Source organism: Shewanella zhuhaiensis (assembly GCF_022484835.1).
GTDB lineage: Bacteria > Pseudomonadota > Gammaproteobacteria > Enterobacterales > Shewanellaceae > Shewanella > Shewanella khirikhana.
This window is the reverse complement of the sequence record NZ_JAKUDL010000012.1, coordinates 1-14,515: the sequence shown is the minus strand read 5'-3', so window position 1 is coordinate 14,515 and position 14,515 is coordinate 1. Positions and strand designations below refer to the sequence as shown.

General features: G+C 55.8%; 7 protein-coding genes and 1 pseudogene. 3 read left to right on the top strand and 5 right to left on the bottom strand.

All coding sequences use genetic code 11. From position 1 onward, the window contains the following. The first annotated feature begins 355 nt into the window (after positions 1–355). Positions 356–3,007, top strand: coding sequence for a glycoside hydrolase family 16 protein (locus MJ923_RS19830; RefSeq protein WP_240592571.1), 2,652 nt, complete (start codon positions 356–358; stop codon positions 3,005–3,007). 92 nt (positions 3,008–3,099) lie between these two features. Beyond that, entirely contained in the window at positions 3,100–6,117 is a 3,018-nt protein-coding gene (locus MJ923_RS19825; protein WP_240592570.1) for a TonB-dependent receptor, read from the top strand. A gap of 94 nt (positions 6,118–6,211) precedes the next feature. On the opposite strand, the gene MJ923_RS19820 is transcribed toward MJ923_RS19825, so the two are convergent. The 5 genes from MJ923_RS19820 to MJ923_RS19800 all read right to left on the bottom strand — a co-directional run bounded on the left by MJ923_RS19820 (position 6,212) and on the right by MJ923_RS19800 (position 14,141). Next, positions 6,212–7,030 carry a DUF2797 domain-containing protein gene (locus tag MJ923_RS19820; RefSeq protein WP_240592569.1) on the bottom strand — a complete coding sequence of 273 codons (819 nt, stop codon included), beginning with the start codon at positions 7,028–7,030 and terminating at the stop codon, positions 6,212–6,214. Positions 7,031–7,214: 184 nt separating this feature from the next. Continuing rightward, positions 7,215–10,118 (bottom strand): TonB-dependent receptor, encoded by a 2,904-nt coding sequence (locus MJ923_RS19815; RefSeq protein ID WP_240592568.1) that lies wholly within the window; start codon positions 10,116–10,118, stop codon positions 7,215–7,217. Positions 10,119–10,414: 296 nt separating this feature from the next. After that, positions 10,415–11,422, bottom strand: a complete 1,008-nt coding sequence (locus MJ923_RS19810; RefSeq protein WP_240592567.1) for a LacI family DNA-binding transcriptional regulator — start codon at positions 11,420–11,422, stop codon at positions 10,415–10,417. A gap of 23 nt (positions 11,423–11,445) precedes the next feature. Continuing rightward, entirely contained in the window at positions 11,446–12,780 is a 1,335-nt protein-coding gene (locus tag MJ923_RS19805; protein WP_240592566.1) for a glycoside-pentoside-hexuronide (GPH):cation symporter, read from the bottom strand. 14 nt (positions 12,781–12,794) lie between these two features. Next, positions 12,795–14,141 carry a GH1 family beta-glucosidase gene (locus MJ923_RS19800; protein ID WP_240592608.1) on the bottom strand — a complete coding sequence of 449 codons (1,347 nt, stop codon included), beginning with the start codon at positions 14,139–14,141 and terminating at the stop codon, positions 12,795–12,797. 225 nt (positions 14,142–14,366) lie between these two features. Between MJ923_RS19800 and MJ923_RS19795 the strand changes: the two are divergent. Beyond that, positions 14,367–14,515: pseudogene (locus MJ923_RS19795) on the top strand (glucose/galactose MFS transporter); the annotation flags it as partial.

The window sequence follows — 14,515 nt, the reverse complement described above, 5'->3', positions numbered from 1 at the left end:
CAGGGCGTTTGCATCAGCGCAGACCGCAGCCACTTGCGGATACGACTCTCTGACGCATATCACTAACGCCATTGACTCACCAAGCCGTCAGCAAATCCTAAGGCCGATCCCGCCGTTTGCCATGCCATTCGCGATTCAGTGCGGCCGATTTCCTATGAGCTTGCCAGTGCTGCGACAGCGGTTTGGTGGCGGAGCGAATGACTGCCGCTAAAAATTCTGGTTGATCTTTACAGTTTCTTTACTTAATTTATACAAATGTAAGCGCTTACATTTGGTTTCAGAAGGAAACATCGGCAGTAGGTAGCGCTGACAAAGCTAACTTTATCCATAAAACACAGTGGGTTGGGCTCCGATAATGATGAAGAATTCTGGAACGACCAAATACCTTTCCTTCGGACTCCTGGTGGCGGCGCTGCAGGGGTGCGGAGGGGACACCAACACAGATACCAAGCTGGATGCGGTCAACCTCGAAGGCCCCGCGACCGGTTGGGAGCTGGTGTGGAGCGACGAGTTTGAAGGCAGCAGCATAGATGCGGCCAAGTGGGCGCATGAGGTGGACTGCGCCGGCGGCGGTAACCAGGAGTCGCAGTGCTATACCGCCGATGCGGCAAACTCTTACGTTGCCGACGGCATCTTGAATATTGTGGCGCTCAAAGCGCCGGAAGGCGCCGAAAAGCCCTACACTTCGGCAAGACTCAGCACCAAGGGCAAGGCAGACTTTACCTTTGGCCGCATCGAAATGCGCGCCAAGCTGCCATCGGGGCAGGGTAGCTGGCCGGCGTTTTGGATGCTGCCCAGCGACAATGTCTATGGCATCTGGCCCAGAAGCGGTGAAATCGACATCGTCGAGGCTGTTAATCTCAAGGCCGCCGACGCTGATGGCAACAGTGAAGCCCATGTGCACGGCACCCTGCATTATGGCCGCGAATGGCCCAAAAATGAGCAGTCCGGCAAGGCTTACCAATTGCCAGATGGGGTGAATCCGGCAGACGATTTTCACACCTATGCCATTGAGTGGCAGCAGGGGGAAATTCGCTGGTATGTGGACGATTACCTCTATGCGACCCAGCGCCGCTCGGAGCTCAGATATAACGCCAAGGGCGAAGCTGTGGGTCTGGCCCACAAGGGCTGGTTTACCGAGTATTACGATCAGTCCAGCGGTGAGCTGGCACTGAGCTGGTCTGATGCGCCCTTCGATGAGAAATTCCACCTTATTGTGAATTTTGCCGTGGGCGGCAACTGGCCTGTGTCGGTGAACGAGACCGGTATCGATGACAGTGCCTTTAGCGAAAGCAATAAGTACCAGATTGATTTTGTGCGGGTTTATCAGTGCGCCGCCAACCCGGATACCGGCAAGGGCTGCGAAACCGTGCGTCCGGGCTACGACAATCCAGACGATGCGCTGGTGGAAGGTAAGGCGCCAGTACCTGTGCCTCCTTCTGATGGCACGCCAAAAGATCTGCTGATTTTTGACAGCACCCCCAACCCCAACTGGCCCGCCTGGGATTGCTGTGGCGGCTCGACCCCAAGCCTGGTGGATGATGCCGACAAGGGCGCCGTATATCGTTTTGTGGTTGGTGAAAGCCCCACGGTTAACGGCTTTATCAGCCGCTCGGCCTTTATTACCGACCCCGCCGGCGTGCCCAGCCCCTTCGATGCGGCGCCGATTGAGGCCACAGGCGTACTCAGCTTTGCCATGAAGGTGGTGAGCGCACCGGCAGACAGCAACTCGACCTGGATGATGAAGGCTGAAAGCAACGAGGGCGCCACCGCCGTCGAGCTGCCGCTGACGGCAAGCAGTGAAGGCGTTGCGCCTGCAGTGGGCCAGTGGCAAACCTTTAGCTTCCCGCTGTCTGAACTTGCAGCAAAAGGCCTTGATTTGTCGGCCATCGACGTGGTGATGGTGTTCCCGGCATGGGGCACTGGCAATGGCGCAGAATACCTGCTCGATGAAGTCAAGATTGCCCGCACCGATGCCAGTCTGTCGTCGCTGACCGTGTTTACTGACAACGAAAACCCCGACTGGCCGCTGTGGGACTGCTGCGGCGGTTCTACCCCTCAGGTGGTCTCCGACGATGCTGAGCACGGCATTGTGTCCGAGTTCAGCATTGGCGCCAGCCCCACAGTGATGGGCTTTATCAATCGCACTGAGCTTGGCGGAGGTGGCAATCCCTTTGATGCATCGTCTCTGTATGAAAACGGCGTGGTGCAGTTTGATTTGAAAGTGGTGAGCGCCCCTAATGTGGCCGATGCGCCCTGGCTGTTCAAAGTCGAGTCTGATAATGCCGCCAGCGCGGTGGAGCTGCCATTAACCAGCAGCATTGAAGGGGTGGCACCGGGTGCCGAGTGGCAAACCTTCAGCTTCCGTTTATCGACTCTGGCCGATGCCGGGTTGGATTTGAGTGCCATTGATGTGCTGATGGTGTTTCCTGCCTGGGGACAGGGTGAAGGGGCTGTGTATCGCATCGATAACGTGAAAATTCATCAGCCGGGTTCGGCCGCTGCCATGAATGCGCTGACCCTGTTTGCCGATAATGTGGCCGATGCCTGGTCCATCTGGGATTGCTGCGGCGGCTCAACTCCTACAGTGGAAGCCGATGATGCTGCCCATGGCGCCGTGGCCGAGTACGTGATTGGCTCGCAGCCAACCGTGGTGGGTTTCTTTGCCGATGATGGCGTTTATTACGATGCGGCGGCAGCTGTAGCAAGTGGCGTGGTGCGCTTTGAGATGAAGCTGGTGTCGGCGCCGAGCGACCCGACGTCTGTGTGGAAATTCAAGATTGAGTCCGGTGATGCCACCACGGCGGTGGAGCTTAATCTTTCCGACAGTCAGGAAGGCGTGGCGCCTGTGGTGGGTCAATGGCAGACCTACACCTTCCCGCTGCAAACCCTGGCGGATGCGGGACTGGATGCGAGTGCCATCGATGTGGTGATGGTGTTCCCTGCCTGGGGCACAGGTAACGGCGCTGTATTTCGGCTCGACAATGCGCTGATAGGCACACCTTAAGGAGAGCTTTCTCCTCAGTCCATCAATGGGTTAAGCCAGCCGGGCCACGAATGCGCCCGGCAAGGCCACAGCGAAAAGAATACGAGGCAATTATGTTAGAGACGAAATTCAAGCGTAACCGGTTGTCCGCCGTGCTGGCAGCGGTTCTCGGCGTGGGTGCCATGCCACTTGCCCTGGCCGCAGACGAGGCCAATGAGCTGCAGGCAGGTGACGACAACGCCGGCGAAGCTGTTATCGAAGTGATTGAAATCCGTGGTATTAAGGGCAGTTTGTATCGCTCTATGGATTTAAAGCGTGGTGCCAATGGCGTAGTGGATGCGATTTCTGCCGAGGAGCTAGGGAAATTCCCCGACACCAACCTCGCGGAATCCTTGCAGCGGATCACCGGGGTCACGGTCAGCCGTGCCAACGGTGAGGGCAGCCAAATCACGGTGCGCGGCTTTGGGCCCGAGTTTAACCTTATCACCCTTAACGGGCGCCAGATGCCGGGCACCGGCTACACCCGCTCATACAACCTTGAGAATCTGTCATCCGAGGGCGTAAAAACCCTGGAAGTGGTGAAAACCGCCCGCGCCGATGTGCCCACAGGTGGCCTGGGTGGCACAGTTAACATCATTACCCACAAACCGCTGGATAACCCAGGCCAGGCTTTTACCTTTTCAGCCAAAGGCATCTACGACGAGTCCAATGTCGTTGGGGATGATGTGACGCCCGAGCTGGCGGCGATTTACAGTAACACCCTGATGGACGACCGTTTTGGCGTTATGGTTTCCGTATCCCATCAGGAGCGTGATTTCCAGCAGCAAACCGCCAACAGTCAGGGCTGGATTGCCCAAACCGACAACGGCCGTTTGCCAACACTGGCAGCCGACCGGGGTATCGATAACCGCGCCCGCGGCAGTGAAGGCAATCTGGTGTCTTTGTTCAGAGATGCAGAGGGTAATGAAGTTGCCCCCTTCTTTTTCCCGCGGGATATGAACTTCAGCATCAATGACGTAGAGCGTGAGCGCACCAACGGCATGGTTACGCTGCAGTTTGTGGCCACCGATAACCTGGTTCTGACCGCCGATTATGTGGTGACCCGGGCGTTGACCGCTGCAAACGGATTTGGCTGGGGTATCTGGAACTCGTCCACCGACGGCGCCCCCGTGATTGGCTATGAGCTGGATGCCAACGGCACTGCGCTTTACTCCGATATCCGCGGTGGCGATGGCTCATTTACCGCCAATCGCAGCACCACTGAGGTGAATGCCGACTCCATTGGTCTGAATATCGACTGGAGCCCCAACGAAGCCTGGCGCTTCACCCTGGACTACCACAACTCCTCAAACGAAATCGATAATGGTGCCGATACCGGCCTTGGCAGCGCAGGTCAGGTGATTTTGGGTTCAGATAAGCTGATTTCCAAAGTCTATGATTATCGCTCGGGGGAAGTGCCACACTTCCTGATTAACTGGAACAATGGCACCAATCAGTTGGATGCGGGTGATATCGACTCCAACTTCAGTCAGTTTATTCACTCTCCTGGCAAGAGCGAAATCGAGCAGCTGCAGTTCAACAGCAACTGGTATCCCGAGTTCAGCGAGCATCTGGTGAAGGTGGACTTTGGTGCGGCCTACACCAAGCAGACGATTTCGGGTACCACGGCCTGGAGCGGGCTGCGCGGCGGTCCGGGCTTTAATCCGTCCTACGCCGAAATCTTCCCCGATGCCATGTTTGTGCTTGAGGATGCTTCCGGGCTTTTGGATGCCCTCGGTGGCGGTGGCAGCGAGCTTATGCCCAATTACTACTACAGCTTCAATTTTGATGAAGCGGTGGCGAGGCAGCTTGCGTTTATCACCCCCGAGGTGGCCGGAGACAACTATTACTCTATCGACCCCTATTTCGATGGCATAGACAGTTCCAGCCTGGTGGAAGAAAAGACCCTGGCGCTGTATCTCGCCACCCAATGGGGCTTTGATATTGGTGATGTTCCTGTGACTGTGAATCTCGGCCTCAGGTACGAACAGACAGACGCTTCAAGCACAGTGAAGCAGCGGGTTGAGAGCCAGGTGGTGTGGGCCAGTCCCACTGAGTGGATCATGCAATATGCCCCCGGCGGTGATGATAACTACTTCACCCAGGGCGGCGACTATGATGTCTGGCTGCCAATGCTGGATATCAGCGCCGAGCCGCTGGAGGATGTGGTGGTGCGCTTCTCGGCAGGCAAGACCATTTCCCGGCCGTTGCTTGGCGATATGGTGGCTGGCAGAAGCTTAAGCGGCAGCCCTAAAATCGGTGCCCGCCGCGGAAGTTTGGGGAACCCCGGGCTACTGCCGCTGGAATCGGTGAATCTGGATTTGTCGTTTGAGTATTACTATGGCGATGCCAGTTACGCATCGGTAGGCCTGTTTAAAAAGTACGCCGATAACTATGTGTCGCAAAAGACCACCCAGCTAACCATTGACGGTTTGCACGACGTTTATAACAGCCCACGCTATCAGGAGGCCATCAGCCAGCTAGAGGCCGCCGGCACGCCTGTGAGCGAAAACAGCATTTTTGCGCAGATGATAGCCAATGGTCACGGCAATGCTGATGGTCAGATAGTGCCGCTGGATACAGATCCGCTGATTGTATGGGATATCACCAGCCCCTTTAACAGCGATAGCAAAACAGTGCAGGGGATAGAGCTGGCACTGCAGCATGTGTTCGGTGAAAGCGGTTTTGGTGTGGGGGTAAACGGGACCTTCGTCGAAGGGGATGTGACCTATGACCCCTATAGTCTGGCGCCGCAAAATCCTCTCAGTGGTATCGGCGATTCGGCCAACTTCCAGGCGTTTTATGAGAAAGATGGTCTGTCAGTGAAGCTCACTTACGCCTGGCGTGACAGCTACCTGATTGGGGTGGGGCAGTCCCAGGGTTCAGCCGATGCGCCGCCGCAGTATGCCAAGGCCTTTGGCCAGCTGGATGCCAGCATCAACTACGATGTGAACGACTATCTGACCGTGTTCTTTGAGGGCATTAACCTCAACAACGAAACCGAGCAGGGCTATGGCCGCTTTGAAGAGCAGTTCCTGTTTGCCCGTCAGTATGGCAGCCGTTACTCCCTGGGGGCGCGGGTGCGGTTCTGACCGAAAAGCCGATTGGCAATAAAAAAACGCCGGGCATTGCCCGGCGTTTTTTATTGCTGAGTCAAGATTTCAGTTCAGCACTCAAGGTTTCTGTTCAGTACTCGAAACTGACTTCGTAACCCGTGTATTTGCGGATATTGATAACGCCGCTATCAAAAATCAGGTATTGGCCCTTAATGCCGGTCAGTACTGCATCAATCAGCGGCTCTTTGTCGAGGTTGAAAGACTTTACCTTAGTCGGGAATTCATTAATCGGGAAATCAATGGCTTGTGCTTCAGTGCCCAGCAGTTGCACCGCATCCTGACCAAAGTCCGCGCGGATAGCCTCGATAACCGGCGCCACTTCGGCGAGTAAACGCGACGCCTCGGCCGCCAAATCCATTGGCGCATTGTTGCCTTTCAGCATGGCCTGCCAGTGGGTTTTGTCGGCCACGTGTTTGGCAATTTCCACTTCAATCAGGCCGGAAATCTTACGGCTGGCCACCTTGAGGATTGGCAGGCCCTGGGTGGCCCCCTGATCTATCCAGCGGGTTGGAATTTGGGTGTGGCGGGTAATACCCACTTTCAGCCCCGAGGTGTTGGACAGATACACAAAATGCGGCACAAAGCAGTGGCTGTCGCCCCATTCAGGCTCGCGGCAGGTACCCTGATCGTAGTGGCAGGTTTCGGGCTTTAAGATGCACATATCGCAGCTGGCAAGCTTTTGCATGCACACATAGCAGTGACCTTCCGAGTAGCTCTTTTTGGTCTTTTTACCGCAGTTGCAGCAGTAGATATTGCCGGAATAGATAAGCTTAAGCGGTTTGCCAATCAATGGGTTAAGGGCGATTTCTGCATCGCCTACCGGCAAGCGGTAACTGGCCAGGCCCTGCTCATCGAGCCCGGTGCGCATTTTTCTCAATGTTCCTTGCATGACACTCTCAATTGCAATGGAGCCGTCCGCGGTGGCGTTGGCTCTTTCTGATTTTGCCCAGAGTGTACCAGCCTTGGCGGCGAAGATAAAAAAAGCCGCGGCAGATGCCGCGGCAAAGACCTCACCCGTGGGCCGCGACCTTGCGGTGTTGGCCCGGGGTTTTCCCACTTCAGTACACAAAGGATTAGAAGTTGTAACGTGCGCCAATGGAGTAACGGGCGGCGTTCTGCTGCGCCAGCAGCATTTGCTCTTCGTAACGGCCGTAGACGCGTTTTTCCTGCTCAAGCACGTTGATGCCTTCGGCGAAGATGGACAGGTTGTCGGTGAGCTGGTAGCTCACGCTGACGTCCAGCTGGCCATAGGCTTCGGTGAACTGAGGCGCAGGACCACCGGCTTCTGCCTGACCCATGCCTGACAGGAAGGTGTCACGCCAGTTGTAGGCCAGACGCGCCTGCAAACCTTCTTTTTCATAGAACACCGACAGGTTGGCCGAGTCAGACAGGCCGGGCAGGGCGAACTGCTCGTCCACGCGCTCCACGTCATACTCGGTGTCACCGTCTACCAGGGTGTAGTTGGCGGCGAAACCAAAGCCTGTGTCCCAGAACCAGTGCTGCCAGGCCAGCTCAACGCCGTTGATGTTCAGATCTTCAACGTTGTTTGGCTTGCTGATGTTCCAGTCGGCTACAGGATCGGCACCTGACTGAGGTACACGGCCGTCGGCATTGCCGTAACCGTTGTCAATCAGCCACTGGAACACGGCTTCATCACTTGGGGTTTGGTTGTTGGCAATCAGCTCGGCGCGGGCCTGCTCGGCCGCAGGGCCAACATAAGGGTCACGCAGGTGATCGTATTTCACGGTTTCGATGGTGTTCATCAGGAAGTTTTCCACTTCCTTGTTGAAGTAACCCACAGACACGTAGCTGGCGTCATCGTAGTAGTATTCCAGCGACAGGTCGATGTTGTTGGAGCTGAACGGCTTCAGCGATGGGTTACCGGCGAAACCGGTACGGGAACCGACTTTTGGAATGGGGGTCAGTGCGGTGGTAGCGCGCATTGAACCCAGGGTCGGACGGGTGATAGTACGGCTGTAACTGAAGCGCGCAATCAGGTTGTCGACCATTTCTAGGTTGATGTCGAGGTTTGGCAGAAACTCTTTATAGTCATGGGTTTCATGGCTGTAAGAGAAGTCATCGGCATAGACGGTCTGCCACTCGGTGGGGTTGAGCCACACCAGTTGCTGCGCTTCTTTTTGCATGGAGCTGGCGGTGACATCGGTTTGCTCGTATCGTAAACCGGCAACGATATTCAAAGGCATGTTGTTGAATTCGCTGTCAATGTTTACCTGCACATAGGCGGCTGCGGTGTCTTCTTTGATCAGGTGGTCGTCCTGCCAGGGGGCAGCCACGTACTGGACATCATACAGGGCCTGAGCCTTGTCCATGGCAGCCTGCTGATCGTAGGTGTAGTAGTAGGGGATCAGCATGTCGTTGCCGCCACCGCTGAAATCAGACAGGAAGTCTGAGCCCAGACCGACGTAGCTTACATCATCCTTCCACAGCCCCATGTTACCGTACCAGCCGGCGCTGATGGGGCCTGTGTAAGAGCCCTGCGCATGGGTTTCCATGGAGGTGAAAGACACACCAAAGTCGATTGAAGACAGGGCGTCGTTGTTTTCATTTACCCAGTGACCATCGAACTGATACTGGTCTACGTCGGTTTCGTTACGACCGGCGCGCACCCCGGCAAACAGGGACGCATAGTGCTCGGGCAGCAGGTGCGGCTCACCGTTGGGGTTGAGGCTGGCATAGTTTGCACTAAGCAGCGGGATCTCGGTGCCGGTGGCGTCATAGGTCTTGTCGGCTACGTTCAGGGCACCAAGGATGAAAAAGACATTGTCGGCGCTGTTGCCCAGGGTGCCTTCGGCGCTGGCGTTGGAGTTGTGGGCATCAAAGCTCAGCTGCAGATTGTCTGTGGCTTGCCATTCGATGTTGAAGCCCAGCGACTTGTTGATGTTGTCCGAGGCATTCTGATGCATGGTGCCTGAATAGTCGCCGCCCACTTCGGTCACATAATCGAAGGTGCCGTTTTCGTTGATATGGGCATAGGTGGCGTTACCTGGACCCGAGAACCACAGGCCCCAGGTGTCGGTGTTGGATACGTCAGACAGCTTGGAGTAGGTGTAATCCAGAGTCATTTCCACCGCATCGGATGGCGCGTACTGGAACACCAGCTGGGCGTTGGTGCGCTCACGCTCTGTGTCCTGGCTGGCAAAGCCGATGTTACGGGCATAGAAGGTGTTGCCGTAGGGGTTTTTGTTCTCGTTTACCACCACAGCGTTGGGGTTCAGTTCACCATCGATGTTCTGGCGCCAGCCTGAGATATTGGCGTTTTTGGTGTTGCTGTCACGCTTCTGATAAGAGGCGTTGAACCCCAGGCCCAGGGTGTCATCCATGAAGGTGTTGCTGAAAATACCGGAAATTTCCGGGGTGATGGAGCTGCCATCTTCCACGCTGGTATCGTGATGGGCTTTCACGCCAACGCTGGCCACCAGATCGCGGGTATCGAAGGGGCGGGCGGTACGGATGTTGATGGTAGAGCCAATGCCGCCTGAGCTGATATCGGCTTTGCCGGTTTTGTAGATCTCCACGCCGCTGACGGCGTCGGATGCCAGATTGGCAAATTCGAATGAGCGGGTCGACTCGCCAGCCACCTGGGCAGTAGGCATGGTGCGGTTATTGAGCAGCACCAGGTTAAAGTCAGGGCCAAAGCCACGCACTGTTACCTTGCTGCCTTCGCCATTGACTCGGTCAATGGATACACCGGTGATCCGCTGCAAAGACTCGGCCAGGTTAGTGTCGGGGAACTTACCTATGTCTTCGGCGGAAATGGCATCAACCACACCGGCAGATTGGCGCTTGAGTTCCATGGCCTTGGCCTGTGAACCGCGCACCCCGGTGACCTGGATAACTTCGATATCGCCTTCAGCCGCAGGGGCTTCTTCGGCAATGGCGGGTAGGGCAGACAGCAAGCCCAGCACCAGGGATACCCCGGTCGCCAGCTTTGATTTTTTGAATTCTAATTGTCGCATCAGGTTCCTCTCCCAGAGACCCGTGGCCGCAGTGCAGCCCGGGACGCTATTGTTGTAAAGCTTACAGGTTTGCATACCACTTCGCCTGCAAGTGTAAATGTAAGCGCTTACATAAATTATGATGCCGGTATTTTTATGTCAACCACTCTCAGTTGAATTGTTGAAAAAATGTTTATTTGCCGTGGTGGGAAGATTCAAGCGAACTTGGCGCAGGTTTTTGTAATTATTTTGTTTTTTAATGAATCAGGCGAGCACCTTGGCTCGCCTGAAAAATTGAAAGCGCTTTCATTTGTTGTCTAGGTTGCGCTCGGTGACTGCACAGATTCACGCACAACCAGCTCGGGTTCAAAGCGATGGTGAAAGCTGACCTCACTGTTATCGTAAACCTCTTTTAATACCCAGTTGGCGGCCATGCGGCCCATGTCCTGGATGGGGTTGCACACAGTGGTGAGCTTGGGCGAGATATAGCGGGGGAAGGGGATATTATCGAAGCCCACAAAGGAGATATCCTCAGGCACCCGCAGGCCTCGCTCAAGGCACAGCGCGATAGCTCCTGAGGCCATCTGATCGTTGGCACAGACCACAGCACTGAAAGGGACGCCGCGCTCGAGCAGCGCCGCCATACCTTCAAAGCCGCCTTCTTCACGGAAATCCCCTTCGAAGAACAAGGCATCATCAAACTCAAGCCCCTTTTCCGCCAACGCTTGTTTATGCCCTTCGAGGCGCTCTCTGGCATCGAGTTTAAACAGCGGCCCGGAAATGTAAGCAATGCGGCTATGGCCGTGGGCGAGTACATGACGGCTGGCCAGCAGGCCACCCTGCAGGTTGTTCAGGTGGACACAGCGCTCTTCAATGCCGTCCACATGACGGTTAATCAGCACCACCGGGGTTTTGCCCCTGCACAGCTCCTGTAAATATTCATTGGAGAGGATTTCGGCATCCACAATCAGGGCATCACAGCCGCGGGAGAGCAGAAACTCCACCGCCTCTTTTTCCTGGGCGGCGTCGCTGTGGCCGGCGGCAATGATCACGTGCTTATTGGCCGCCCGCAGCGCCGACTCCACTTCCCGCATCATGGGGCCGTAAAACGGACCATCGAGCTGGGACACCAATACCCCAACGCTGTTGGAGCGATTGGACGCCAGAGACTGGGCGATGGTGTTGGGGCGGTAGTCCAGCTGCGCCATGGCATCGTGGACTTTTTGGCGGGTCTTTTCGCTGACTTTACCGGTGTTGTTGACTACCCGGGAGACGGTCGCCAGCGACACGCCTGCCAGGAAGGAAACGTCATAAATTGTGGCCATAAGAGCTGGCTTTCCTTGAACTGCTATGTGCCTGAATGTTTTTGTTCCAGCGCCACACTGATTTGCGCAACGCGTTGACTGTCCAGTGTATAGTGTCGCATGACAAAGGCAACCGCGATTGAAGCGAGCGCCGGATACAGGGTAAAACACAGCACCATGCCATCAAGGGTTTGCTGACTCTGACTGACATCGGCCTGATAGCCGTAGGCGGCCAGCAGCCAACCGGCGAGGGCGCCACCAATGGCAAGGCCAAGCTTGATAAAGAAAATCACCGACGAGTACACCAGGCCCGTGGTGCGCACACCGGTTTTGTACTGGCCGTAATCCACGGTATCTGCCATTTTGGCCCACAACAACGGGGTGCCCATGTTGATGGTGAAGTTCCAGGCGATATACAGCACCAGTGCCAGCAGGTATTGCTCGCCGGGCACAAACCAGGCCAGCAGGCACAGCGCGGCCGCTATCAGTTGCAGGCGGATATAGGCCTTCACCTTACAGACTTTGTCGGCCAGTTTCTTGGCTAGCCCAACCCCAAAAATATTGCCTATCACGCCGCTGGTGACGAACAGGCTTATCATGTCCTCACGGCCAAGCACGTACTTGACGTAATAGATGGCGAGGGTGGATTTAAGCACAAGCCCGGTCAGCAAAAAGATGGCTGCCGCCGACAGCACCCGCCACTGATCGTTTGCCCACAGCGCCTTGACTGCGGCCTTCATGTCGCTGCTGCTGTCATCGGTGCTGAAATCCCGCTCTTTGGTACCAATAAAACACAGTAAAAACATCACTGTGCCTATGATACTCATGGCCAGAATGGTGAGTTGATAGCCCTTGGCTTTATCACCCTGGCCGAAAAAATCCACCAAAGGCAAGGTGAGCGCACTGACCATCAGGCCGCCGAGCATGGCAAACACAAAACGGTAAGACTGCACAGAGACCCGCTCGGCCGGATTGGTGGTCAGCGCCGCGCCGAGCGCACAATAAGGGATATTGATGGCGGTGTAGGCCAGCATCAACAGGGCATAGGTGATGAGTGCGTAGATTTCCTTGCCGCTTTCGGTCAAATCCGGGGTGGTAAACGCCAGCACGCTGATGGCACCAAAGGGAAAGGCAAACCACAGCAGGTAAGGGCGGTAGCGGCCCCAACGGCTGTTGGTGCGATCGGCAAGGTAGCCCATCAGCGGGTCGGTCACCGCATCCATAATGCGCACCGCCAAAAACATGGTGCCGACAAAAGCAGCGGAGATCCCGAAGATGTCGGTATAGAAAAACGTCAGAAACAGCATGACGGTTTGGAACACTATATTGCTGGCAGTATCGCCAAGCCCGTAGGCAATTTTTTCTCTGACGCTCAACATGGCGACCTCCTTTATTATTTTTGGCTCAGCGCGCGCCTGTGTGCAAGCATTCCCTGATAGGCTTTCGCGCTGGATTTGAGGGTGCGCTTCTGGGTGTCGTAATCCACATACACCAGGCCGAATCGTTTGCGGTAGCCTTCTGCCCACTCGAAGTTATCCATCAAACTCCAGGCGAAATAGCCTTTTACATTAACCCCTTCTTCTATTGCCCTGTGTACTGCCAACAGGTGTGATTGCAAATAGTCGAGTCGCATCGGGTCGTGTACTTCGCCGTTAAGTGGCACATCGTCTTCGGCGGCGCCATTTTCGGTGATGTAAATGGGGGGCAGCTTGAAGGAGCGCGACAGATCTTTCAGCAAGTCGGTAAAGGCGCCGGGGCAGATTTCCCAGTCCATGGCGGTGCGGGGCACATTGGCTACCCTTACATCTTCAAAACCCAGATCGCCGCCTGCCTGATAGACGTTGCGGGTGTAGTAGTTAATGCCAAGGTAGTCCATGGTGGTTTGAATGATGTCCATGTCTCCCGGCAGCACCGGCGGCTTTTGGTCGGGGTCGAGTGCATCAATGATGTCAGGGTAGCGACCTTCCATCAGCGGCATCAGGTACCACAGATTGTGATATTCATGGGCCAGACGGGCCGCATTCCGGTCAGCTTCGTTGTCGCCAAAGGCGTAGGCGGGACTGAAGTTCAGCACTATGCCCGCTTTGGTCTGGGGGGCAAACCGGCGGATTTCAGCCATCGCCAGACCGTGGGCCAGCAGCAGATGGTGCGCCGCTGCCCGGCCGGCTTTGCGGCTTTGTTGGCCAGGGGCATGCACGCCCGCTTCGTAACCCAGAAAGGCACTGCAAAAAGGCTCATTCAGGGTCGAGTAGGCGTAAACCCGCTCTCCCAGGGACTGCACCACCGCGCGGGTGTACTGGGCAAAGGCGAGCGCGGTGTCGCGGTTCAGCCAGCCGCCTTTATCTTCAAGGTGCTGCGGCAAATCCCAGTGATACAGGGTCACGAACACCTTGATATTGCGAAGGGTAAGCTCATCGAGCAGGGCTTTGTAAAAATCCATGCCTTCACGGTTGATGCTGCCGTCTTTGTGCAGCACTCGTCCCCAGGAGATGGACAATCGGTAGGCATCCACCCCAAGTGAGTCAATCAGCCCCACATCTTCCCGCCAGCGGTTTACGTGATCGCAGGCCACCTTGCCGTCGGAGCCATCGGCAATCTTGCCGGGGGTGGCGCAAAAGGTATCCCAAATGCAGGGCTGTCGATGGCGAATGTCGCCTTCAATCTGAAAAGACGCGGTAGCCACCCCAAATAAAAAGTCTTGCTGCATCATGGCGGAATCACCCGGCAGGGTGAAAGGCATTATTTGTGTCATTGTTGTCCTGTTCCTGAAACCGACCCCGGCCCCGGCGCTATTGCCTGTATTTATGCCCATGGTGCTCATCATTCCGTGGGCAAAATAGGTTGACAAGGGTTAACGCAGTGTTAAAAATGAAAGCGCTTACATTAATCTAGTGGCAGAACTGTCAAAGGTCAATCACCAATGCGGTCAGCACTGCCAAACGCAAGAATTTTAAGGGGAGAGAAGATGGCAACTGCACCCAGCCCAAGCGTTGCAGCTACCCAGGTCGGCGATGGAGCGGGTAACTTCCGTTTCGCACTGGCCTCGCTTACCACACTGTTCTTTATGTGGGGCTTTATTACCTGCCTGAACGACATTCTTATTCCGCATTTAAA

What these genes read in the sequence shown, in the direction of transcription:
- MJ923_RS19810 (WP_240592567.1), bottom strand. Translation starts at nt 11,422, where the DNA reads ATGGCCACAATTTATGACGTTTCCTTCCTGGCAGGCGTGTCGCTGGCG.
- MJ923_RS19830 (WP_240592571.1), top strand. Translation starts at nt 356, where the DNA reads ATGATGAAGAATTCTGGAACGACCAAATACCTTTCCTTCGGACTCCTG.
- MJ923_RS19820 (WP_240592569.1), bottom strand. Translation starts at nt 7,030, where the DNA reads ATGCAAGGAACATTGAGAAAAATGCGCACCGGGCTCGATGAGCAGGGC.
- MJ923_RS19805 (WP_240592566.1), bottom strand. Translation starts at nt 12,780, where the DNA reads ATGTTGAGCGTCAGAGAAAAAATTGCCTACGGGCTTGGCGATACTGCC.
- MJ923_RS19800 (WP_240592608.1), bottom strand. Translation starts at nt 14,141, where the DNA reads ATGCCTTTCACCCTGCCGGGTGATTCCGCCATGATGCAGCAAGACTTT.
- MJ923_RS19825 (WP_240592570.1), top strand. Translation starts at nt 3,100, where the DNA reads ATGTTAGAGACGAAATTCAAGCGTAACCGGTTGTCCGCCGTGCTGGCA.
- MJ923_RS19815 (WP_240592568.1), bottom strand. Translation starts at nt 10,118, where the DNA reads ATGCGACAATTAGAATTCAAAAAATCAAAGCTGGCGACCGGGGTATCC.